This is a genomic window from Streptomyces cyaneofuscatus (genome assembly GCF_000718135.1).
Lineage (GTDB): Bacteria > Actinomycetota > Actinomycetes > Streptomycetales > Streptomycetaceae > Streptomyces > Streptomyces cyaneofuscatus.
In genome coordinates this window covers 263,875-285,689 of record NZ_JOEM01000009.1, presented here as the reverse complement: position 1 = coordinate 285,689, position 21,815 = coordinate 263,875, and the positions used below count along the sequence as shown (strand labels likewise).

Genomic DNA, 21,815 nt, shown 5'->3' with positions numbered 1-21,815 from the left:
CAGACGAGGTGACCCGTGCACTCCAGTGATCAGGCCGAGACCGCCGCCGAGATGTTCGGCCTGCTGCTCAGGCACTTCCGCGAGCGGGCCGGCCTGTCGCAGGAACAGTTGGGCAAGCGCATCGGCTACTCCAAGTCCCAAGTGGCGATGGTGGAACGGGGCGCGCGACCGCCGAAGGGTGTCTTCGTGCAGCGGGCGGATGAGGTGCTGGGTGCACAAGGTGCACTGATCGTCGCGGCGCCGAAGCCGCCGAAGCAGACGAAGCAGCGCAGTCCGCTGCCGGACTGGTTCACGCCGTTCGCGGACGAGGAGGAGAAGGCATGGGCCCTGCACACGTACGAGAACCAGGTCATGCCCGGCCTGCTCCAGACGGAGGCGTACGCGCGTGCGGTCTTCACTAGCCGGTACCCGAACTATGACGACGACGAGATCGACGAGAAGGTCGCCGCGCGGCTCGAACGGCAGAAGCTGCTGACCCGCAGGCCGCTGCCCGACATCAGCTTCGTCCTGGAGATGGTCGTACTGACGCGGCCGATCGGCGGCCGTCGGGTGATGAAGGCGCAGCTCCACCACCTCGCCGACGTGGCGCGGCTCCGGCACGTACGGATTCAGCTGATGGACCCGTACCGCGAGGATCACGCGGCGCTGGACGGCCCGTTCGTCCTGCTGGAGACGGACAAGCGACAGCAGCTCGCCTATATCGAGGGGCAGGGCGGCAGCTTCTTCGTCACCGAACATCCGCAGTTGGGCAACCTGTTCGGCAAGTATGGCGTCACGCGGGCCCAGGCATACACTCCGGAGAGGACGCTGGAGAAGATCGAGAAGATGGCAGAGGAACTATGAGCACCGACCTCCACTGGTTCAAGTCCAGCTACAGCGGCAGTGAGGGCGGCAACTGCGTAGAGGTCGCGCTCACCTGGTCGAAATCCACCTACAGCGGCAGCCAGGGTGGCGACTGCGTAGAGGTGGCCACCTGCCCCCACACCATCCACATCCGCGACTCCAAGGACCTCACCGTCCCCGCGCTCGCCGTCTCCCCCGCCACCTGGACGTCCTTCGTGGAGTTCGCCGCGTCCTGAGTGAAGCGCGCGGTCACGCGAACGACGGCCACCGGGCGGCGGCCCATTCCCGCCACCCCGCCCACCCCGGCGGTGGGCCGGAGATCGCACCGCCGTCCAGTTCCCCCGCGTCCGGCTCCTCGAACTGCGCCCACCCGTGCAGGATGTCGGCCTCGGTCATCGGGAAGGTCTCCCCGGCGGCGGTCGCCCAGCGGTGGGCGATCCGGGCGCGCTGGGTCTCGGCGTCGACCGGCAGGTACACCAGGCGGAAGCGCGCGCCCGCCGCCTCCGCCAGCCACCGGATCGCGGATCGTTCGTCCCGGGACCAACACCCGTAGTCCACCACCACGTTGGTCCCCACCTTGACCGCCTCCAGGGCGAGCCAGAGCATGCGCCCCTCCAGCACGTCCCGCTTCCCGTCCGGCTCGGCCTCGCCGAAGAGGGGCAGCATCCATTCGTCGGGCGTCAGGCGCAGCGCGCCGTGCTCCTCGGCGAGCTGCCGGGCTCTCGTGGTCTTTCCGGCCCCTGGCAGGCCGACCATCAGGAACAACGTGGTCACGCCCAGATCGTGTCAGGAGGTCCGGACAGACCACCACCGCCTTTCCGGGCTGATCACGGCTTGAGGCCCGGCCGCGCGCGGTGCCGGTCCGAAATTCTCTGCGCGGATCCGGATGCCTTCCGATCATGCCGCCACGGAATCACCACCGTGGCAGGGAGCGAAGAGATGCAGGTACAGGTCCGTCCGTACGAGGCACGGGATCTCGACCCGATAGTCGATCTCTCACTCCGCGCCTGGGTGCCCGTCTACGAGAGCTTCGCCAAGGTGTTGGGGCCGGAGGTGTTCCAGCGGCAGTATCCGGATTGGCGTACGTCCCAGGCGAAGGAAGTCGAAGCGGCCTGCACAGCGGGCAAGGCTCACGTCTGGGTCGCCGTAGCCGGAGCGAAGGTCGTCGGGTTCGTCGCCGTGGTGCTGGAACCGGAGGGTGGCGCGGGAGCCGTCGAGTTGCTGGCGGTCGACCCCGACTGCCAGGGCCAGGAGGTCGGTACGACGCTGACGGAGTTCGCGACCGCCTGGATGAGCAAGGCCGGGGTGACCCTGGCCTCCATCTGGACCGGCGGCGACCCGGGCCACGCACCCGCCCGGAGAACGTACGAGAAGGCCGGGTACACGGCGTTGCCCCTGGTCCGCTACTACAAGGCCCTGTAGGCGAGAGGCCGCCGACAGCGTGCAGGGGCTACCGGCTCGCCAACGCCTCTCGCACCGCGTTGACGAGCCGGGAAGCCCTGCCCCCCGGTGCTCCCTCGCCGGAAGCCCTCTCTCCGGCGCCCGGCGCGATCATCACCGACGAGGGCGGCCAAGGAGGGGGGCGTGACCGGGATACGCGCGCGCCGTCAGTCCCCCGTCAACGGCAGGCACTCGGCGAGCAGGTCGACGACATCGCGCCAGGCTCGTTGCGCGTGCCGGGGGTGGTGGCCGACGCCGGGGACCGTGGGGTGGTCGACCGGCGGGTGGTGGAAGGCGTGCAAGGCGCCGCCGTAGACCGTGAGGCGCCAGTCGACGCCCGCGGCCTGCATCTCGGCGGTGAACGCGTCCCGTTGCGCGGGCGGCATGATCGGGTCCTCCGAACCGACCCCGGCCCACACCGGGCAGCGGATGCGCGCCGCCTCGCCCGGTCGGCCCGTGGTCGTCGCGTTGACCGTTCCGATCGCGCGCAGACCGACGCCGGCGCGCCCGAGTTCCAGCGCGACCGCGCCCCCGGTGCCGTAGCCGAAGGCGGCAATCCGGTCGGGGTCGGTACGCGGCTCGGCGCGCAGCACGTCGAGTGCCGCACGGCCGATCCCCCGCAGCCGGTCGGGGTCGGCGAGCAGCGGCAGGCAACGGGCCAGCATCTCCTCGGGGTCGGCCAGGTAGCGCCCGCCGTGCAGGTCGAAGGCCAGCGCCACGTAACCCAGTTCGGCGAGAGCGTCGGCCCGGCGGCGCTCGACGTCGCTGAGCCCCATGCCCTCCGGCCCGAGCAGCACCGCAGGGCGGCGGCCGCGACCGGCCGGGAGCGCGAGGTGCCCGATCATCGTCAGACCGTCGGCCGGGTACGCCACCGTACGCGTCGAGATCGTCGTAGGCGTCATCGTCGTCGTGGTCGTCGTCATGAGGCTGGACTGTAGGGGTCGTCCACCCCGGTCCGGCTCGTGTTCTGCCACCGGCAGAGCGAAGGCCGATCCGGTGCCGTCACAGCCGCATGCTCCGCCGGGCCATGCCCGGGTGGCGTGATCAGGGGCACCCATGTCCCTCTGGCTGACGCCCCTGCGATGCCACCGACGCGCCTGTCAGGCCGGTGGTGTGAGGCTGATGAGGACGGTGATCTGCTTTCCGTCCGGAAGAGCGGTGACCGCGACATGCCGCGCGAGGCGGCAGACCAGCGGCCAGCCGAACCCGCCGACCTGGCCTTTCAGCCGGTTTCTGGGATCGGTGGTCACCGGCGGGCACGTACTGGCGTCCGCGACATTCAGGATCAGTCCGTCGTCGGTGATCCACAGGTCGAAGGCGGTGAGTCCGTCGCCGTGCCGGATCGCGTTGGTGACGAGCTCCGAGGTCACCAACAGCGCGTCCGCCAGCATCCGCGCACCGGCTTCCTCCTGCGGATCCGGAGCGCCGAGAGCCATCTGTTCACGTACGAGGGAACGCGCGTCGGCCGCCGTCGCGGGCAGGCCGACGCCCGGCCCCGGCAGAGGGGCCGCCTGGGCCTGATGCGGGTCACCCCCCGCACGGGCATCGGTTCCGGCACAGTCATCGCTCATCGCACATCACCTGCCCTGACCTCCTGACGGCACACCCCGCTCGCCCCGCGCCGGGACATACGGCGCTCCGGCGGCAGGGCCGTTGGAAGGCACCGGACGGAACCCCCCGGCCCCGAGCGCCATGGGAGGAGGGGCGAGCCTGCCCGCGGGCGATCATACGGACAGGAACCACGCGGGGCACGGCCCGTTCCCACTCGACAATCAGATGACGTTTCCCCCGGCCGTGAGGCCGGCCTGGCTTGTGGCGGTTGATGTGTGGGACGGTGGAGAGACAAGAGACCGAGTCGGTGCGACCCTGTGCCGACTCTTCGGGAGCCGGACGTTGCCCCCACCACGGGCATCCGGCCCCGCCGTAGCCGTACAGAGCCCCGCACGCGGGGCGCTCCTCGTCTTCGGGCTCGGCAACCCCCAGAAGGGGGGCGCACACCATGTACGTCACAACTGAACTGCACGGCCGCGGCGCCACACTCACCCCGCGCGGCGACATCGACTTCGGGACCCTGGATCACCTCCGGGCCTGCCTCACCGGCCTCCCCGACACCGTTGCCGAGGTCACCTGGGACCTGCACGCCGTCACCTTCATGGACATCGCCGGACTCCACCTCATCAGTACACCGACCGCCCCCGCGCAGGTCACCCTGACCAACCTGACACCGCCGGTCACCCACCTGCTGGAAGTGGCCACGGCCACCTTCCCGGACCGGGGATGGGACCGGCTCCTGCCTGCCCCGGTGGGCCGAGGGACCGTGCGTACAACGGTCTGAGCCGGACGGGTGCCGACCGGCAGGCGTGACGGGACGCACCATGCGCTGCTGACATGGAATCAACATTCCGGGGCATTGGTCTGGACCACCGCTAAGTGAGGAGGTCCCCCCATGCCCTGGAGATCCCAGGCCCGTGTCCACGTGCGCCGAGAACAGGGCGCGCTGGTGGTCACCGCTTGTGGTGACTTCGACGCCGATGAGCAGGACCTGCTGCCCGCCGCCTGGAACGAGGCCGACGAACAGGCCCTGCCCGTCACCGTCCTGGACCTGTCCGGCGTCACCTTCGGGGACAGCTCCTTCCTCGACACCCTGCTCCGCGCTCGTCTGGCGCACCACGCCGCCGCCCGCCGTCTGGTCCTCGTGGGCCCCCTCCAGCCGAGCGTCATCACCCTGCTGACCGTCACCCGGGTACTGGAGCACTTCGACATCGCCGACAGCCTGGACCAAGCCCTCGGCGGCGAACCCCTCCCCGACGGGAACGCGACGGTGTAAGCACCGGCAACGGCTCCTCCGGCGTGACGAAGCCCACCGGAGGAGCCGAGCCCCGGGGCGCCGGCCACGATGGCGCCACCGCTGCGGTCCCATTCGCCGACGGGCACCTCAACCGCCGCCCCCGTTCCACCCCCACGGCGCAGTACAGCAGGAGGCCCCGGCAGGACAGCGTCCTGCCGGGGCCTCGCTGGTAGCTCTACTTCACGTCGACGTAGTCGCCCGTGGCCGAGACGGCAGGGGTGCTCGGCGTGCCGGCGAAGCTGTAGCGCCAGGTGCCGTCGGCCGAGGCCTTGACGGTGGTCTTCAGGGTGCCGGTCGAGCTGGTCTTGACCGTCTTGACGGTCGTGTAGCTCTTGGCGCCCTTCTTCGCGAACTGGAGCTTCACAGGCTGCTGGGTGTAGCCCTTGTACGTACCGGTGTCCCAGTTCGCGCGAGTCAGCTTGCCGGTGACCGTGATGGTCTTGCCCTTCTTCACCGGCTCCGGGGACGCGTTGACCGTCAGCTTCGAGAAGCGCTGGACGCGGACCTTGGAGACCGACTCGCTGTCGAACTCCTCGCCCTCCTCGGTCACGGCCGCAGCGCCGACGCGCCACGAGGTGGCGTCGGAGTTGATCATCGCGCTCGGGTCGAGGGTGATGGTGCCCTTGCAGGTCGTGGTGGTCGCGCTGACGACCTTGCAGGAAAGCGACTTCCCGTTCGCGCCGAAGCCCAAGCTGTCCTTGTCGTCGATGGACTTGCCGGTCCAGATGAACACGGCCACGCCGCCGACGCCGACGCCGGCGGTGGCCGTGGCGGAGAAGGAGACCGTCTTCTTGGCCGTGGTGCCGACCGCGATCGGCTTCCCGGCGTTGACGACCGCCGAGGTGATCTTCGGGGCGGCGGCCTTGGCGGTCGCGCCGAACGCCTGCCTCCCCTTGTCCCCGGAATTGGGCTGAACGGCCGTGAAGCCGGGCTCCAGAGTCCAGGAACGCCCCTCATCGGCCTGCGCGGCCGGCACAGCGAGGGCGGAAAGGACGATGGCACCGGAAACGGCGGCCACGGTGGCACGAATACGCACGAGTCCCCAACGGGAGGGGGCCCCGGGGCAGAGTCCCGCAGGACCCGAGTGATCCAGGAGCCGATTGGCTCACCAGAACAGACACGCGAATGTGGTCAGTGGTTGTACGCGCGCCATACTGAACTGAGAGTGCTCCGGCAAGCAGGCCCAGGCTCCGTCCGGCGGCCGCAGACCGCGAGGCCGAGTTGCGTGCGTCGATGCGGATCGCGGCCCGAGCCGACGAGCTCCAGGCTCTGTGGCGTGGTGGGGTGGTGGCGTCGCTGCCGGGTCACCGGGTGAGCGCGGCGAGGTAGGCGTCCAGGGGCTGAACATCCCCCGGAAGGTGTTCGAGGAGGTTCCACCAGCGGATTGCCGCGATCTCCTCGGTGGGCTCGAAGGTCCGGGTCTCCGCGCAGGATCCCGCGTACAGGGCGAGATACTCGGTTCGGCGGTCGGGCGCCAGCACGAACCGCGCGTAGCCGATGAACCGCATCCGTTCGTCAGACTGGTGCCCGGTCTCCTCCAGCAGCTCGCGCGCGGCTGCCTGTCGGAGGGTTTCGCCCTCTTCGATGCTCCCCCCTGGAAGCTCCCAGGACTGACGGTGCCGATCGAGGACCATGAGGACCCGGCCGGCTCTCCACAAGGCCACCAGGGCCGCCGACAGCGGGGCGTCCCGCGGCGGCTCTGCCTCGCCGCCCCGTGCGAAAGACATCAAGGAGTTGCCACGGCCATCGTCTGCAAGCGGTTCATCGGCAGTGTAGGCCACGCTCGGACTCTTCCCCGAGCGCCCGCGCCAGAAGCCCTCCGGACGAGTGCGGGCGGGTGGAGATGCGGGCTGCCCCCTCCGGGGCGAAGATCGGGAGTACGGGCAGCAGCCCCGCGGCCCCGTTCCCGCTCGGTTCGATACCGCTGGGCCGGAAGTGGGCGGTGCAGGTGACGGGTAAGCGACAACGGCTGGAAGAGCCCGGGCTCATGGGCGACTACACGGACCTCCCCGGCGTCAGGACCTGGTACGAGGCTGAAGGGGCCGGCGACCCGCTGGTACTCCTGCACGGTGGCTTCTGCACCGCCGCCACCTGGGGCGCGCAGCGTGCGGATCTTGCTGCCGCCTACCGCGTCCTACTCCCGGAGCGGCGTGCGCACGGGCACACTCCGGACGTGGAGGGCCCTCTGACCTATCAGGACATGGCCGACGACATGGCGGCCTTCGTGGAGAAGATCGCCGGCGGGCCGGCTCACCTGGTCGGGTGGAGTGATGGTGGCGTAGTCGCCCTGCTCCTTTCGCTCACCCGGCCCGAACTGGTCCGCAAGGTCGTGGTCATCGGCGCCAACTTTCTCCCCGGCCCGGAGTGTTTCGTCAAGCCGGAGATGCTGGACACGATGACGGCCGACGGGGACGACCTGGACTTCTTTCGTCAGATGTACGAGGCCGTGACGCCCGACGGCTCAGGTCATTGGCCGGTGGTGGCTCGGAAGATCATCGAGATGTGGCGCACCCAGCCGACGATTTCCACCGCCGACCTCGCGCGGATCTCAGCGCCGACCCTCGTCATGGTCGGGGACGACGACATGATGACGCTGGAGCACACGAACGCCCTGTACTCCGGGCTGCCTCAAGGCAGCCTGGCCGTCGTCCCCGGCGCCTCTCACCTGGTCCCGTTGGAAAAGCCCGGGCTGGTCAACCGGCTGATCCTGGACCACCTCGCTCAGGACTCCGTGGAGACGATGATGCCCGTCAGGCGCGGGCCCTCCCAGCAGAGCCTCTGACGACGGCTGGTGGCTCCACTCGTGCCCCAGTCTTTAGGCTGGATGCTGGATGGCGGTGGGGGCGCCCGGCTTCCGCGCCCCAGCCCCCCCCTGCCGCCGCGTCACGCTGGAGGTTCCCGATGATCACCTGGCGTCGGCTCACCGAGGACGACTTCCTGCTGCTGATCTCCTGGTTGGGACAGCCGCACGTGGCCCGGTGGTGGAACCATGAGACCTCGGTCGAGGCCGTACGACGGGACTTCGGGCCCGCCGTCAGGGGGGAGGAGCCCTCGGAGGAGCTGCTCGCCCACCTTGACGGCACTCCGGTGGGGCTGCTCCAGCGGTGCCGGCTGGCCGACTATCCCGAGTATCTGGTGGAGGTCTCCACCCTCGTCGAGGTCCCTTCCGGGGCCATGACCATGGACTATCTGATCGGCGAGCCGCAGCTCGTCGGCCGGGGGATCGGACCGCGGATGATCCGGTCGGCTCTCCAGGCGATCTGGGACGAGCATTCCGACGCCCCGTGCGTTCTCGTGCCCGTATCGGTGGCCAACCGGGCGTCCTGGCGGGCCTTGGAGAAGGCCGGGATGCGGCGGGTCGCCGAGGGCGAGCTGGAGCCGGACAACCCCGTCGACGGGCGGGCCCACTACCTCTACCGGGTCGATCGGCCCTGACCCCGAGGCCCCGACCGGGCCTGATGTCCCGGCCGGGCCTGCCGTGCCAGCGCCAGCACGCTCAGGCCGAACATCAGGACGCCCAGCGGGACATGGACCGACGAGATGTGCGCGATGCCGACCGCCACCTGAGCCGAGGCGAGGGCCAGGAAGCCGGTCGCGTACCAGATCTGCCGGGGCGAGCCGCCGCCCGGCTTCCAGGCCAGCACCGCCGCGAGGACGTACAGCATCGACGCCCCGTACAGCACCCGCGCTCCGACGTCGTGCAGCACTTCCCCGTACGCCGTGGTGAACAGGAGCCCGGCGGAGACCGCCTGGGTGAAGATGGTCAGGGTCTGCAGAGCGGTCGTGATCTGCAGGAATGAGTAGCGGTGCGGTGCCGCCACGTTCGTCGTCGTCGCCTGGGTGGCCATGCCACGGTCCCCTTTCCGCTTTGCCGCCCCCGCCCGGGGAGCAGTGGATCGATAAGGTCTCACCAGCCCGACGACATGGGCGTACGAAAGGTAAGGCGGGGGGGGGATGATCGGGCATGGGGGAAGCTGGGGCGGGTGCCGGGGCGATAGCCGGTGAGCGGCGGCAACTCATCAATGTTGCCTACCGGTTGCTCGGGTCACTGGCCGAGGCCGAGGACGCCGTACAGGAGGCCTACGCGCGCTGGTATGCGTTGCCGCGCGGCCGGCGGGACGACGTCCGCTCTCCCGGTGCCTGGCTGACCACGGTGACCGGCCGCATCTGTCTCGACGTACTCGGCTCGGCGCGGGCCCGGCGGGAGCGGTATGTCGGCGCATGGCTGCCCGAGCCGGTGCCCGACCGCGCCGAGTGGGGGTCCACACGGGAAGCGGGCGCCACGGATCCCGCCCACCAGGTGGTGCTGGACGAGTCGGTGACCATGGCCTTCCTCGTCGTACTGGAGTCGATGACGCCCGCCGAGCGGGTGGCGTTCGTCCTGCACGACGTCTTCCGCTACCCCTTCGCCGAGATCGCCGATGTTCTCGGCCGGACCCCCGCGGCCTGCAAGCAGCTCGCGGCCTCCGCCCGGCGGCGGGCGCGTGGTTCGCAGGCTCCGGCAGCGGGATCCGGGCAGGCCGAAGCCGTGCGGCGGGTCAAGGAGGCGTGGGAGAGCAAGGACATCGCCGCCCTCGTCGACCTCCTCGACACGGCCGCCGTGATGACCGCCGACGGCGGAGGCCTGGTCGGTACGGTCCTGCGGCCGGTCGAGGGCGGCGTGCGCATCGCCCAGTACATGGTCGCCATCGCCGACAAGGCCCCGGGGCTGGAGCTCCTGGAGCGGTCGGTCAACGGGGCGCCGGGGCTGGTGGCCCGGCGGGACGGCACGGTGATGACCGTGGCCTCGTTCGAGCTCGCCGACGACGGCCGGGTCGCCCGGATCTGGGCGGTCCGCAACCCGGAGAAGCTGGGGCCGTGGCTGCGGGGAGGGTGAGGAAGAGGGAGGTACTGCGCGGTCAGGCCGGTGCCTGGCCCGTCTCGAAGCGGCTGATGCGGTCGCCGGTGACCGTGAAGGACCAGCGCGTCCGCATCGTGCCCCACGTGTCGTTCGTGTAGTCGACGACGAGGGTGCGGCCGTCGTCCGAGGCCTGCACGACGTCCATCCGGCCGTTCGCCTTCGGGGAGAAGATCTCCTTCTCCGTCCAGGCGGCCAGATCCCGTTCGCTGCCGTCGTCGGACATCGTGGCGTCCTCGGTGAGGACGGCGGTGAAAGCGGTCTCGTCCCCCGCGTTGACGGCGGCGACGAACCTCTCCACCACCGGGTCGCTGATCGATGTGGTCATGGTGTTCCTCCTCGGTACGGGTAGGTCCGGGAACCGGGCCCGAGCCCGGACCCGGACCCGGTGATCCGTACCGAGTCTCTGCCGGTCGGCCCGCCACCGCATGTCGGGGCGGCGGGCCGACCGAGCGGAGAAGGCAGCTGAGACCGCATCAAGCGGCCGGAAGGTTGTCCGGAGCCCGTCGGACAGCGGCCGGAGGGTCGGCTCGGACGGCGGCCAAGCCGTCGAGCGACCGGGCGAGCTCCCCCGGCGCCTGGAGATGGGCCACATGCCCCTGACCAGGGAGTACGTGGACCTCGGCGCGCGCCACCCGCCGGGCGACCTCCTCGAAGGCCGTCCGTACGGGGCTCGCCCGCGATTCAGCTCGCCGACGATCAGGTCCACCCGGTCCGCCCGGCCGGCGAGCGCTTCGGGCACGGCGTCCCCGTTCAGCGCGGCGAGCTCGGCACAGGCGGGCCCGGCCAGGCGGCGCAGGGCCTCCCACCCCTCCCGGTCCGCGCGCAGGGCCTCCACCACCGCCGCGTCGAGTCCCGCGATCCGCCGGTGCACGATCCCCACGACCGCGTCCAGGTCCCCCGCCTCCTCGGCTGCCCTGAGGTCCGGGAGCACGTCGAGGCCGAACGGCCGTATCACCGGCTCGTACGCGATCACGTGAGGCAGAGGCCGCTCACCTGCGGCCAGCAGGGCGATCAGGCCCCCGTAGCTCCACCCGAACAGCGCCTCCGTACCCGGGAACGCGTCCAGCACCACGCCCAGGTCCTCCACCTCGGCCCGCAGCGAGTAGGTGCTGGTCAGCGGGCCCGAAGGCGTACGGCCGCGGCGGTTGACGACCGCCACCGACGGCCACGCGCCGATCGCCGCCGCGACGCCCTCCCACCCCCGCGCGTCGCTCATCGCCCCGGGGACGACCACGAGCCTTCGACCGCGACCGCGCCCTCCTCGACGCCGCCCGGCTCTTCTGGCGCCGCGGCTACTCCGGCACGTCGACCCGCGACCTGACGGCGACCCTCGGGCTCTCCACCTCCAGCCTCTACGCGGCCTTCGGCAGCAAGGCCGAGCTTTTCGAGGAGGCGGTGCGGACGTATGCGGAGCGGTACCGGGAGATCTATCAACAGGCTTCCGAGGCGGAGGACTTGGCGACGGTCATCGAACGCATCCTCATCGACTCGGTCCACGAGTTCACCCTGCCGGACGACACCCACCCCGGCTGCCTGCTCAGCAGCGCCGCGATGGCCGACAGCACGAGCACCCTCGACACCAGCGCCTACTTCACCGAACTCCAGGGATCGAACGAGCGGACCCTCCTGGCGCGTATCGAACGTGCGGTACGGGAGGGCGAGTTGAGCACCGATGCCGATCCGGCGGCCTTGATGGGGGTCGTCCAGTCCGTCTGGCACGGACTGTCGGCGCGCGCCAATCTGGGTTCGGGGCGCGGGGAGTTGCTCGCCACGGCCCGCCTCGCCCATCGGCTGATCTGCCGGGATCTCACCTCAACAGCAGTAGACCGAACACACCCCACCCGGCTCACGCGCGGGGAAGATCCCCCCACCGGCTGAGGAAGACGTCCCGGTCCCGGCACGTCGTGTGCGCGGGCCACAGCGCGTGGACCGGTACGTGGACCGGCGGGTCCAGGTCGACGACGTACGCCGCACCGCCCGCCGCCGGTCCCGGGGGCGTGGTGACGAAGGCGAGGCGGCCCGTCGCGGTGACGGCGGTGATGGGCGGCGTGCCCTGCACCGGGTTGCGCTGGGTGTCGGGTTCCACGCCCGCCTGGCGGCACAGGCCGATCAGGAGGTCGGTGTACGCGGACGAGCCGGACTCGCCCCACACCGTGAGCGGCTCCCCGCGCAGGTCGGCCAGGGCCACCGTGGGGCGGGCGGCGAGCGGGTGGCCGGCGGGGACGGCGACCCGGAGGCGGTGTTCGGCGATCCGGGCGCGGGTGAGGCCGGTGTCGGCGGGCATGGACCGGCTGAGCCCCAGGTCGCAGGCACCCGTGAGGAGTTGGTCGCGCAGCTCGTCCGGGAAGAGCTGGCGTACGTGGGCCTGGATGCCCTGCTCCTCCGTACGGGCCCGGGTCAGCAGGTCCACCACCTCCTCCGCCGTGACCGCCGGGGTGTGGCCGATGCGCAGGTGCCCGGCCTGGCCCCGGCCGATGCGCCGGGCGCGCTCCAGGGCGGCGTGGGCCTGGGCCCGGAGCGCGCGGGCGTCGTCGATGAGGGCCTGCCCGGCGGGGGTGGGGGTGACGTGCTGGTGGCCCCGGTCCAGGAGCTGGACGCCGACGTACCGCTCCAGGGTGCGGATCGAGGTGCTCAGCGCCTGCTGGCTGAGGTGCAGCCGCTCGGCCGCCCGGGTGAACCCGCCCTCCTCGGCGACGGCGACGAGGTGTTCCAGCTTGTGCAGGTCCAAAGTCACGCGGTCCGTTCCCTCCCGTACGCCTGAAGACGGCCTCCCGTACGTCCGAAGACGGTCAGCGGACCGTGTAGCCGCCGTTGGCGAAGATCGTCTGGCCGGTGATCCAGCCGCCCTCGGTGACCAGGAACTTCACCAGCGGCGCGATGTCCTCGATCTCCGTCAGCCGGCCGCCCATCGCCTGCGACTTGTGGAACTCCACGCGCTCCGGCGTCTCCTGCGGGTAGAAGAACGGCGTGTCCATCGGCCCCGGGGCCACATTGTTCACGGCGATCCCGCGCGGGGCGAACTCCTTGGCCGCCGCCCGGGTGAAGTGCTCCAGCGGGGCCTTGGCGCCCGCGTAGGTGGCGTACCCGTCGGTGAAGGCGGCGAGCAGGGAGGTCACCAGGCTGACGATGCGCCCGCCGTCGTTGAGCCGGGCGCCGGCCTCCTGGAGGAAGAAGTACGCCGCCTTGGAGTTGATCGCGAACATGCGGTCGTACTCCTCCTCGGTCGTCTCCCCGATCGGCTTACGGAGGACCATGCCGGTGGTGTTCACGGCCACGTCCACCCCGCCGAAAGCGTCGAGCGCCTGGTCGAAGAGGCTGCGGACGCCCTCGACGCGGGTCAGGTCCTCCCTTACGACGACGGCCTGGGCGCCCGTGCCGCGTACCGCCTCCGCCGTCTTCTCGGCATCGGCGGCCGTGTTCTCGCCGTGGTAGTGCACGACCACGTTGGCCCCGGCCTCGGCCAGGGTCCGGCTGATGAGGCCGCCGAGGTTCTTGGCCCCTCCGGCGACGACCGCGGTCTTCCCGTTCAGCAGTTGCTGCTCGCTCATGGTGACGGCTCCTCTCTCCGGCCGCATCTGTCGCTATGCGGCGTTGGTCTGCTTTCGTCGCAGTTTCCGTCGTCCACGCTAGGAGCGCCCCCGGGGCCGGGGGAAACACAAAGATCGCGTCGGCCCACCAGGAAGATGGGTCACCGCAGGTCAGCGGTGGCGCGAAGGGGCCGGAGCGGCGGCCGGGAAAGTCGTTGACGTACGCGTACGGGTCACGAAGGATCGGCCCGTGACGATCAACGAACAGCCCTCGGACCCGGCCGCACCGGCCCGCCCGGTCGCCCTCATCACCGGGGTCGGGCGCTCCATCGGGATCGGCGCCGGCATCGCCCGGCAGCTCGCGGCCTCCGGCTGGGACATCGCCTTCACCTACTGGACGCCGTACGACCGGCGCATGGAGTGGGGCGCCGAGGACGGGGCCGCCGCGTCCATCGCCCGGGAGCTGGAGGAGGCCGGAGCCCGTACGGCGGCGATCGAGGCGGACCTGACCGGCCCCGACGCCCCCATCCGCATCTTCGACGAGGCGGAGCAGCGCCTCGGCCCGGTCACCGCGCTCGTCCTCTCGCACGCGGAGTCGGTGGACTCGGGGCTCCTGGACACCACCGTGGAGGCGTTCGACCGGCACTTCGCCGTGAACACGCGGGCCAGCTGGCTGCTGATCCGCGAGTACGGGCTCCGCTTCCGCGGCCAGCCCGGGAGCAAGCCCGGCGAGCCGGGCACGGGCGTGGGCGCGGGCGCGGGCGCGGGCCGCATCGTCGCGCTCACCAGCGACCACACCGTGGGCAACCTGCCCTACGGCGCGAGCAAGGGCGCCCTGGACCGCATCACCCTGGCCGCCGCCCACGAACTGGCCCACCTCGGGGTGACCGCCAACGTCGTCAACCCCGGCCCGGTGGACACCGGTTGGATGAACGACGAACTGCGCGACGCCATCGCGCAGGGCACCCCGCTCGGCCGCCTCGGCACTCCGCAGGACACCGCGCACCTGGTGGACTTCCTGTGCTCGCCACAAGGGCAGTGGGTCAACGGGCAGTTGCTCAAGAGCAACGGCGGCGCCGCCTCCTGAGGCCGCCGCGAAATCCCCTCCCGTCCTGCCCCGTCCTGCCCTGTGGCAAGCTGACGGAACGTCTACTGTTTGCCTGGTCCATGTAGTGCACAGGGGGTCGCATGCAAGGCGAAGACAGAGGCGGAGCCGAGGCCTGGGGCGGGTCTGGAGCCGGGGGCGGCCGCCGCCCGCAGGTGGTGATCGAAGGCCGCTACGAACTGCTGGAGCCGATCGGCAGCGGCGGCATGGGCGAGGTGTGGAGGGCCCACGACCGGCGGCTGCGCCGGTTCGTCGCCGTGAAGGGTCTGCTCGACCGGAACGCGATGACCGCCGGAACCCAGGCCGCCGCGATGCAGCGGGCCCGCCGGGAGGCGGAGGCGATCGCCAAGATCGAGCACCCGAACGTGGTGACCGTCCACGACCAGGTCGAGACCGACAACCAGGTCTGGATCGTGATGAAGCTCCTCGAAGCCAGGTCCCTGGCCGACCTGCTGCGGTCCGACCGGGTGCTTGCCATCCCCAGGGCCGCGGACATCGGCCTCCAGATCCTCCAAGGCCTGCGGGCGGTGCACGCGGCGTCGGTCGTCCACCGCGATGTGAAGCCGGCCAACGTGCTGGTGCGGGAGGACGGGACGGCGATCCTGGTCGACTTCGGGATCGCCACGTTCGAGGGCGCCGCCCAGGTGACCCGGTCCGGCAGCGTGATCGGCACGCCCCCGTACCTGGCGCCCGAACTCTTCACGCCCGGCTCCCCCGGACCCGCCCCCGGCTCCGACCTGTGGGCGCTCGGCATCACGCTGTACGAGATGGTCGAGGGCAAGGTCCCCTTCGCCGGCGGCGAGGTGTGGGAGGTCCAGGAGAACATCCGGCAGTCCCCCGACCCGGTCCTCCGGTACGCCGGACCGCTCGCCCCGGTGATCCAGGGCCTCCTCTTCCCGGACCCGCACGAGCGCCTGGACGCGGCGACGGCGGAGGCGATGCTGCGGGAGGTGCTGGGTGCCCCGCTCGCCCGGAGCACCACCGTGCCCGGCGCGGCGACGCCCCCGCCGACGCCCCCGCCGACGGCGGTGACCGAACCGGCGCCCGACCGCGAGCCCCTCGGCCCGTCCGCCGCGGCGCCCCGGGCGGCCGACGGCCACCGAGCGCGGCGCCGCCCCTGGCTGAAGGCGGCGACGGGGATCCTGTGCGTGGCCCTGCTGGCCACGGCGGGCTGGCTGGTCGCGCAGGGCGTCGGCGACGACAGGACGGGCACGAACGGCAGCACCACGGCCGGCTCGGGCGGTTCGGGCGGCCGGGGCGGCGGCAGCACCGGGACGGAGAAGTGGAAGGCCGCGAACCCCCTCCTCAAGATCGGCGTCAAGGACGACCAGCCGGGCCTGAGCAAGTACGACAGGAAGACGAAGACGTACGCCGGTTACGACATCGACCTGGCCTACGCGATCGCGGGGCACCTGGGGTACGACCGCGACGAGGTCGCCTTCACCACGGTCCCGACCGACTACCGCAGCACCGCCCTCCGGACGAAGGGCGTGGACCTCGTCATCGCCTCGTACAGCATCACGCCCGAACGGAAGAGCGCGTCACCCGGCGGGGACAGCGTCGACTTCGCGGGCCCGTACTACGAGGCGAGCCGCAGCTTCCTGGTCCGCCAGAAGTCCAGCAAGTACACGATCAACGACTCCAGCGACCTGCGCCGGCTGCGCGTCGAGGTGTGCACGGCGAGGGATTCGACGTACGAGACGGAGCTGCCGAAACGGGGCTTCACGATGACGGAGTCCCAGCCCAACACGTACCAGGACTGCCTGGACCAGCTGCTGGACGTGACGTCGGACGTCTACGCCGTGGCCTCGGACGACATCATCCTCGCGGGCTACGAGAAGGCGAACCCGGGCAAGGTGCGGCGCCTGGAGAACATCCAGGGCGCGGAGGGCTACGGCGTGGCGATGCGCCCCGGCTCCCCGGGCCTGAAGACCGAGGTGTGCTCGGCGCTGCGGAAGATCCTTGCCGGGAAGGTGTGGGAGGACCTGTACGAGAAGAACCTGTCGGCCCTGATGGACAGCAGGACCCCACCGGGCCGGCCGGACCTGACGGAGTGCGAGGGGTTCTGAGGTCTTTGGGCGTACGGGGCCTCACCGCTCCGGAAACCGCTCCCCGCACCGGCTGCAGAAGACCGGCGCGGGGTCCTCGGAGAGCCGCCCGCAATCCGGACAGACCCGGTCCAGCATGCAGGGCCCTTCGCCACCCTCGTACGCGGACTCCGCGCTCGGCGCCTTGATGGCGAGCCCGGGCCGTCGGCGGTGGACGGTGAGATACGTGAGCCCGTCCGCCCCCGCGACCAGGGCACGGCGGGAAGTCCGGGGCAGCCAGAGGACGGTGCGCGGACGCAGGTCCAGCTCCCCGCCCGCCGTCCGCACGAGCCCCCCGCCCTCCAGCACGACCAGGAGCACATCGAGCACGTCCTCCTGATGCTCCCCGACCTCAGCACCACCCGGCAGCCGCACGAGATTGGCGTCCAGCTCCCGCCCCGGCTCGGCGAGATGCCACAACGCCCCGCGCCCGTCGGGGGCGGCGGAGGCGAGGATGTCGTCCAGTACGGCGAGGACCCGGGGAGTCGCGTTCACGGCGGCAAGGGTACGCCGCTGCCGTAGGGTGGCCCGCTCACCAGAAGGAGGCACGGGCATGCACCGCGAACCCGACGACCTGTACCCGCCGATCGAGCCGTACGACAGCGGCATGCTGGACGTCGGTGACGGCAACCTCGTGTACTGGGAGGTGTGCGGGAACCCGGACGGCAAGCCGGCCCTCGTGGTCCACGGCGGGCCCGGGTCCGGGTGTACGCCGCGAGCCCGCCGGTACTTCGACCCGGAGCGCTACCGCGTCGTCCTCTTCGACCAGCGGGGCTGCGGCCGCTCGACCCCGCACGCGAGCGACCCGGCGACCGACCTGCGGCACAACACCACGCACCACCTCATCGCCGACATGGAACGCCTGCGGGAGCACCTCTCCATCGACAACTGGCTTCTGTACGGGGGTTCCTGGGGCTCCACGCTGATCCTGGCGTACGCGCAGGCGCACCCGGAGCGGGTCACGGAGGCCGTCATCGCCGCGGTCACCACGACCCGGCGCAGCGAGATCGACTGGCTCTACCGGGGCGCGGGCCAGATCTTCCCCGAGGCCTGGCACACCTTCCGCGAGGCGGTCCCCGAAGCCACGGACGCCGGCGAGGTGATCGCCGCCTATGCCCGCCGGATGGAGAGCCCCGACCCGGACGTGCGGGAGCGGGCCACCGCCGCCTGGTGCGCGTGGGAGGACGCGGTCCTCTCCCTGGAGGCGAACCCGGGCCCGGCCCCGTACAGCAGCCGCCCGGGCCCTGCCCAGCAGGCCCTCGTCCGGATCTGCTCCCACTACTTCTCCCACGGCGCCTGGCTGCGGGAGAACCAGCTCATCGACGAGGCCCACCGCCTGGCCGGCATCCCCGCCGTCCTCGTCCACGGCCGCTTCGACCTCGGCGGGCCCCTGATCACCGCCTGGGAGCTCGACCGGGCCTGGCCGGAGGCCGAGTTGACCGTCATCGACGATGCGGGACACCTGGGCGGGCCCGCGACCCGGCGGGCGGTGCTGGCGGCGCTGGACCGGTTCGCGCAGTAGCCGGGACCGAGCGATCGGCCGCCGCCCCACAGCGGGGCGGCGGCCGATCGGCTCACGTCACGAGGCGCAACACCGGGCGCATCACCAGGCGAAGGCCTCCGGCGACGGGCCCGGGCCCGGGAAGATCTCGTCCAGGCCGGTGAGTACGGCCTCCGGGAGTTCCAGCTCCACGGCGCGCAGGGCGCCCTCCAGCTGCTCGGCGGTGCGCGGGCCGACGATCGGGCCCGTGATGCCGGGGCGGGTCAGCAGCCAGGCCAGGGCCGCTTCACCGGGCTCCAGGCCGTGCTTCTCCAGCAGGTCCTCGTACGCCTCGATCTGGGCGCGGACCGTGCTGTTGGCCAGCGCGTCGGCCGAGCGGCCCGAGGCGCGGCGGCCTTCCTTGGCCTCCTTCTTGATGACGCCGCCCAGCAGACCGCCCTGCAACGGCGACCAGGGGATGACCCCGACGCCGTACTCCTGCGCGGCCGGGATGACCTCCATCTCGGCGCGGCGCTCGACGAGGTTGTAGAGGCACTGCTCGCTGACCAGGCCGAGCGAACCGCGCCGGGCCGCCTGCTCGTTGGCCTGGGCGATCTTGTAGCCGGGGAAGTTCGAGGAGCCCGCGTACAGGATCTTGCCCTGCTGGACCAGGACGTCGATGGCCTGCCAGATCTCCTCGAACGGGGTGTCCCGGTCGACGTGGTGGAACTGGTAGACGTCGATGTGGTCCGTCTGGAGCCGCTTGAGCGAGGCGTCGACCGCCCGCCGGATGTTCACGGCGGAGAGCTTGTCGTGGTTGGGCCAGGCGTCGCCCTCGGGGGCCATGTTCCCGTACATCTTGGTGGCCAGGACCACCTTGTCGCGCCGGCCGCCGCCCTGGGCGAACCAGGTGCCGAGGATCTCCTCGGTGCGCCCCTTGTTCTCACCCCAGCCGTAGACGTTGGCGGTGTCGAAGAAGTTCAGGCCCGCGCCGAGCGCGGCGTCCATGATCGCGTGGCTGTCCGACTCGTTGGTCTGCGGGCCGAAGTTCATCGTCCCGAGGACGAGTCGGCTGACCTTGAGTCCGGTGCGTCCGAGCTGTGTGTACTTCATGACGCCCCAGCCAACTCCTTCGAGTCCACTCCAGGCAAGCAACCGTCCCGGACGACACGTGGGCAGGGGTGACAGGGGGCCCTCCTCAGCGGCCGCCCTCCAGCGTGTTCACCAGCGTGCGCAGCAGCCGGTTGAGCTCCTCGCAGTCCTCCGCGTCCAGCTCGGCGAGCATCCTGCGCTCGTTGCGCACATGGCCCTCCACGGTGCTGTCGACGAGCCTCCGCCCGGCGTCGGTGAGCGTGACGTGCAGGCTGCGCCGGTCGCCGGGCACGGCTTCCCGGGCCACCAGGCTGCGGGCGGCCAGCCGGTCGATCCGGTTGGTCAGCGCGGCGGAGCTGACCATGACGTTCGCGGCGAGCTCCTTGGGGGTGAGCGGGCGGTCGCTGCGGCGGAGTGTGGCGAGGACGTCGAACTCCCAGCGCTCCATGCCGTGTTCGGCGAAGTAGCGGCCGACCTCCTTGTCCACGAGCCGGGTCAGCCGCAGGAGCCTGCCCACCGCACCCATGGCCTCCAGATCCAGATCGGACCGCAGGGCGGCCCACTGGTCCAGGAAATCGTCGACCGAGTCACGCATGCGGGCCCCACCTCGTTCATCTCCCGGCCTCATCCGCACCGGACGCTCTGGATGCTGTGGACGCTCTGGATACTTCCACGTCGAACTGTTTGACGTCAGCCTACTCGCTGCCCTACTTTTCCCTTCCATGAGAGATAGTTCGACGTCGAATGATTCGCTGAGATGACCGACCGACGCCTGGTCAGGATCTCCCTGCTCACCGCCCTCGCCCCCGCCGTCTGGGGCTCCACCTACCTGGTCACCACGGAGTTCCTGCCGCCCGACCGGCCCCTGCTCGCCTCCACCCTGCGCGCCCTGCCCGCCGGGCTGATCCTGCTCCTGCTGACCCGCGTCCTGCCCCGGGGCATCTGGTGGGTGCGGGCGGCCGTGCTCGGCGTCCTCAACATCGGCGCCTTCTTCTACTTCCTCTTCCTCGCCGCCTACCACCTGCCGGGCGGGGTGGCGGCCCTCGTGATGACCGTCCAGCCGATGATCGTGCTGCTCCTCGGGGCCGTCCTGCTCGGCGCCCGCATACGCCTCCTGCACATCGGCGCCTGCGCACTCGCCGCCGCGGGGGTCGCGCTGCTGGTCCTCCAGCCGCAGGCCGGCCTGGACGGCGTCGGCGTGCTGGCGGGGCTCCTGGGGGCCGCGTGCATGGCGTCGGGCATCGTGCTGACCAAGCGCTGGGGACGCCCCGAAGGGGTCTCGCTGCTGGCCTTCACCGGCTGGCAGCTCACCGTCGGCGGCCTGGTCCTGCTCCCCGTCACCCTGCTCGGCGAACCGCTCCCGGAACGCCTGACCTGGACCAACGTCGGCGGCTTCGCCTACCTGGGCATCATCGGGGCGCTGCTCGCGTACGTCGTGTGGTTCAACGGCATAGCGCGGCTGCCAGCCCTCGCCGCCTCGTTCCTGTCGTTCGCCTCGCCCCTGTGCGCCACGGTCCTGGGCTACCTCTTCATGGGGCAGACCCTGGGGCCGCTCCAGCTCCTGGGCGCGGCGGGGGTCGTCGGCGCGGTGGTGCTGGCTCAGCGCGGCGCGGGGGAACCGCCCGCCTCAGCCGCCGAAGGCGGCCGCCACGGCGACGACGAGGAACATGAGCACGAGCACGGCCGCCATGATGCGGTTTCTGGTCTTGGGGTCCACCCTTCGAGCCTAACCGCACCCCCCACCGCCCCCGCGCCCAGGCCCGTACCACCTCCCGGGCCCGGGGCGGCGTAAGCAAGTCCGGGCGTGTCCGAACACCCGGGCCTATCGTTGTCCTACGCGGCTGCCCGTACGCCCGTGCGGCAGCGGGGAGGAGCGGCACGATGACCGTCGTAGACCCCGACAGGATCGACATGGCCGACATCAGCGACGAGCTGACTCTGGACGAGATGTTCGAGTGGCTTGAGCCCACCCCCGAGGGATTCAAGGTCGAGATCGTCGAGGGGACCGTCCACATGTCGCCACAGCGGGACACACACTGGCGCATCATTCTGGCCATTCTCAAGCAGCTGCTGCCCCAGTTCGCTGAGGACCGGTTGCTCTCGGACGTACGCATCGACTTCGGCGAGGGCAACGGCTTCGCCCCCGACCTCGTGAAGCTCCTCGACAAGGCGGCCAAGAACAGCCACGGCCGCTGGCTCCCCGAGCACGTCGAGTTCGTGGCCGAGGTCATCTCCAAGGGCACGGCCGCGGCCGACTACGGGCCCAAGAAGGCCGCCTACGCGGCCGCCGGCGTCCCCGTGTTCCTCATCGTCGACCCGTACGTGGGGCGCTGCCTCCTCCACTCGGAGCCGAAGGACGGCGACTACCACAAGAAGCTCGTCGTCGACTTCGGCCTCGACGTCGATCTCACCGGCACCTCCATGGACCTGGTCCTGAAGACCGACGCCTTCCCCCGCGACTGACCCGGACACGCGAAAGGCGCCCTCCCCCGA

Annotated in this window: 26 protein-coding genes and 2 pseudogenes; 15 read left to right on the top strand and 13 right to left on the bottom strand. The window is 71.2% G+C overall.

Annotated elements, in window-relative coordinates:
• The first annotated feature begins 15 nt into the window (after positions 1-15).
• A complete protein-coding gene (locus IF17_RS0117795; protein WP_078615930.1) occupies positions 16-843 on the top strand; it encodes a helix-turn-helix domain-containing protein in 828 nt (275 codons plus the stop codon).
• A complete protein-coding gene (locus IF17_RS0117790; RefSeq protein WP_030567049.1) occupies positions 840-1,079 on the top strand; it encodes a DUF397 domain-containing protein in 240 nt (79 codons plus the stop codon). The genes IF17_RS0117795 and IF17_RS0117790 overlap by 4 nt, the downstream gene beginning before the upstream one ends.
• Positions 1,080-1,092: 13 nt before the next feature.
• Here IF17_RS0117790 and IF17_RS0117785 read toward each other — a convergent pair whose 3' ends face one another.
• Complete coding sequence (locus tag IF17_RS0117785) at positions 1,093-1,617, bottom strand: P-loop nucleotide/nucleoside kinase family protein (RefSeq protein ID WP_030567047.1); 525 nt, start codon at positions 1,615-1,617, stop codon at positions 1,093-1,095.
• 165 nt (positions 1,618-1,782) lie between these two features.
• Here IF17_RS0117785 and IF17_RS0117780 point away from each other — a divergent pair, with 165 nt between their 5' ends.
• Positions 1,783-2,265, top strand: a complete 483-nt coding sequence (locus IF17_RS0117780) for a GNAT family N-acetyltransferase (protein ID WP_030567045.1) — start codon at positions 1,783-1,785, stop codon at positions 2,263-2,265.
• A gap of 185 nt (positions 2,266-2,450) precedes the next feature.
• On the opposite strand, the gene IF17_RS0117775 is transcribed toward IF17_RS0117780, so the two are convergent.
• Positions 2,451-3,206, bottom strand: a complete 756-nt coding sequence (locus IF17_RS0117775; protein WP_244890509.1) for a dienelactone hydrolase family protein — start codon at positions 3,204-3,206, stop codon at positions 2,451-2,453.
• Positions 3,207-3,383: 177 nt separating this feature from the next.
• The gene (locus tag IF17_RS0117770; RefSeq protein ID WP_237667158.1) at positions 3,384-3,854 is read right to left on the bottom strand and encodes an ATP-binding protein; all 471 of its coding nucleotides are present in this window, start codon (positions 3,852-3,854) and stop codon (positions 3,384-3,386) included.
• A gap of 428 nt (positions 3,855-4,282) precedes the next feature.
• Here IF17_RS0117770 and IF17_RS0117765 point away from each other — a divergent pair, with 428 nt between their 5' ends.
• On the top strand, positions 4,283-4,618 hold the full coding sequence (locus tag IF17_RS0117765; protein ID WP_051884043.1) for an STAS domain-containing protein: 336 nt from the start codon (positions 4,283-4,285) through the stop codon (positions 4,616-4,618).
• A gap of 111 nt (positions 4,619-4,729) precedes the next feature.
• Positions 4,730-5,110, top strand: coding sequence for an STAS domain-containing protein (locus tag IF17_RS0117760; RefSeq protein ID WP_030567038.1), 381 nt, complete (start codon positions 4,730-4,732; stop codon positions 5,108-5,110).
• Positions 5,111-5,306: 196 nt separating this feature from the next.
• On the opposite strand, the gene IF17_RS0117755 is transcribed toward IF17_RS0117760, so the two are convergent.
• Together IF17_RS0117755 and IF17_RS0117750 are read right to left on the bottom strand one after the other, a co-directional pair.
• Positions 5,307-6,167 (bottom strand): DUF5707 domain-containing protein, encoded by an 861-nt coding sequence (locus IF17_RS0117755; RefSeq protein ID WP_030567036.1) that lies wholly within the window; start codon positions 6,165-6,167, stop codon positions 5,307-5,309.
• A gap of 268 nt (positions 6,168-6,435) precedes the next feature.
• The gene (locus IF17_RS0117750) at positions 6,436-6,912 is read right to left on the bottom strand and encodes an NUDIX hydrolase (protein WP_030567034.1); all 477 of its coding nucleotides are present in this window, start codon (positions 6,910-6,912) and stop codon (positions 6,436-6,438) included.
• Between the two features lie 206 nt (positions 6,913-7,118).
• Here IF17_RS0117750 and IF17_RS0117745 point away from each other — a divergent pair, with 206 nt between their 5' ends.
• On the top strand, positions 7,119-7,913 hold the full coding sequence (locus IF17_RS0117745) for an alpha/beta fold hydrolase (protein WP_030567032.1): 795 nt from the start codon (positions 7,119-7,121) through the stop codon (positions 7,911-7,913).
• Positions 7,914-8,032: 119 nt separating this feature from the next.
• Positions 8,033-8,566 carry a GNAT family N-acetyltransferase gene (locus IF17_RS0117740; RefSeq protein WP_030567030.1) on the top strand — a complete coding sequence of 178 codons (534 nt, stop codon included), beginning with the start codon at positions 8,033-8,035 and terminating at the stop codon, positions 8,564-8,566.
• Here the strand turns inward: IF17_RS0117740 and IF17_RS0117735 are convergent.
• Positions 8,545-8,979, bottom strand: coding sequence for a hypothetical protein (locus tag IF17_RS0117735; protein ID WP_030567027.1), 435 nt, complete (start codon positions 8,977-8,979; stop codon positions 8,545-8,547). The two genes, IF17_RS0117740 and IF17_RS0117735, sit on opposite strands and share 22 nt — an antisense overlap.
• 116 nt (positions 8,980-9,095) lie before the next feature.
• Here IF17_RS0117735 and sigJ point away from each other — a divergent pair, with 116 nt between their 5' ends.
• Entirely contained in the window at positions 9,096-10,007 is a 912-nt protein-coding gene (gene sigJ, locus IF17_RS0117730; protein WP_030567025.1) for an RNA polymerase sigma factor SigJ, read from the top strand.
• A 22-nt stretch (positions 10,008-10,029) separates the two neighbouring features.
• Here the strand turns inward: sigJ and IF17_RS0117725 are convergent, their stop codons facing one another.
• Positions 10,030-10,356, bottom strand: coding sequence for a nuclear transport factor 2-like protein (locus IF17_RS0117725; protein WP_030567023.1), 327 nt, complete (start codon positions 10,354-10,356; stop codon positions 10,030-10,032).
• Between the two features lie 405 nt (positions 10,357-10,761).
• Positions 10,762-11,247, bottom strand: a pseudogene (locus IF17_RS1000000140250) (alpha/beta fold hydrolase); the annotation flags it as partial.
• Positions 11,248-11,309: 62 nt separating this feature from the next.
• Here IF17_RS1000000140250 and IF17_RS1000000140130 point away from each other — a divergent pair.
• Positions 11,310-11,414, top strand: a pseudogene (locus IF17_RS1000000140130) (TetR/AcrR family transcriptional regulator); the annotation flags it as partial.
• Positions 11,415-11,426: 12 nt separating this feature from the next.
• Positions 11,427-11,909: a TetR/AcrR family transcriptional regulator gene (locus tag IF17_RS0117715; protein WP_237667156.1), complete on the top strand. Its 483-nt coding sequence runs from the start codon at positions 11,427-11,429 to the stop codon at positions 11,907-11,909.
• Here the strand turns inward: IF17_RS0117715 and IF17_RS0117710 are convergent.
• Positions 11,878-12,765, bottom strand: coding sequence for a LysR family transcriptional regulator (locus IF17_RS0117710; protein WP_030567019.1), 888 nt, complete (start codon positions 12,763-12,765; stop codon positions 11,878-11,880). The genes IF17_RS0117715 and IF17_RS0117710 overlap by 32 nt on opposite strands.
• Before the next feature lie 55 nt (positions 12,766-12,820).
• A complete protein-coding gene (locus IF17_RS0117705) occupies positions 12,821-13,579 on the bottom strand; it encodes an SDR family oxidoreductase (protein WP_030567016.1) in 759 nt (252 codons plus the stop codon).
• A 229-nt stretch (positions 13,580-13,808) separates the two neighbouring features.
• On the opposite strand from IF17_RS0117705, the gene IF17_RS0117700 reads away from it, so the two are divergent.
• Positions 13,809-14,645: an SDR family oxidoreductase gene (locus tag IF17_RS0117700; protein WP_030567014.1), complete on the top strand. Its 837-nt coding sequence runs from the start codon at positions 13,809-13,811 to the stop codon at positions 14,643-14,645.
• 101 nt (positions 14,646-14,746) lie between these two features.
• Positions 14,747-16,732, top strand: coding sequence for a serine/threonine-protein kinase (locus IF17_RS0117695; protein WP_030567012.1), 1,986 nt, complete (start codon positions 14,747-14,749; stop codon positions 16,730-16,732).
• A 21-nt stretch (positions 16,733-16,753) separates the two neighbouring features.
• On the opposite strand, the gene IF17_RS0117690 is transcribed toward IF17_RS0117695, so the two are convergent.
• Positions 16,754-17,245: a hypothetical protein gene (locus tag IF17_RS0117690; protein WP_030567010.1), complete on the bottom strand. Its 492-nt coding sequence runs from the start codon at positions 17,243-17,245 to the stop codon at positions 16,754-16,756.
• Between the two features lie 58 nt (positions 17,246-17,303).
• On the opposite strand from IF17_RS0117690, the gene pip reads away from it, so the two are divergent.
• Entirely contained in the window at positions 17,304-18,272 is a 969-nt protein-coding gene (gene pip, locus IF17_RS0117685) for a prolyl aminopeptidase (RefSeq protein ID WP_030567008.1), read from the top strand.
• Positions 18,273-18,353: 81 nt separating this feature from the next.
• On the opposite strand, the gene IF17_RS0117680 is transcribed toward pip, so the two are convergent.
• Positions 18,354-19,343, bottom strand: a complete 990-nt coding sequence (locus IF17_RS0117680) for an aldo/keto reductase (protein ID WP_030567006.1) — start codon at positions 19,341-19,343, stop codon at positions 18,354-18,356.
• An 85-nt stretch (positions 19,344-19,428) separates the two neighbouring features.
• Entirely contained in the window at positions 19,429-19,917 is a 489-nt protein-coding gene (locus IF17_RS0117675) for a MarR family winged helix-turn-helix transcriptional regulator (protein ID WP_030567004.1), read from the bottom strand.
• Between the two features lie 162 nt (positions 19,918-20,079).
• Between IF17_RS0117675 and IF17_RS0117670 the strand changes: the two genes are divergently transcribed.
• The gene (locus IF17_RS0117670; protein ID WP_030567002.1) at positions 20,080-21,114 is read left to right on the top strand and encodes an EamA family transporter; all 1,035 of its coding nucleotides are present in this window, start codon (positions 20,080-20,082) and stop codon (positions 21,112-21,114) included.
• Positions 21,115-21,203: 89 nt separating this feature from the next.
• The gene (locus tag IF17_RS0117665) at positions 21,204-21,785 is read left to right on the top strand and encodes a Uma2 family endonuclease (protein ID WP_030567000.1); all 582 of its coding nucleotides are present in this window, start codon (positions 21,204-21,206) and stop codon (positions 21,783-21,785) included.
• The last annotated feature ends 30 nt before the right edge of the window (positions 21,786-21,815 follow it).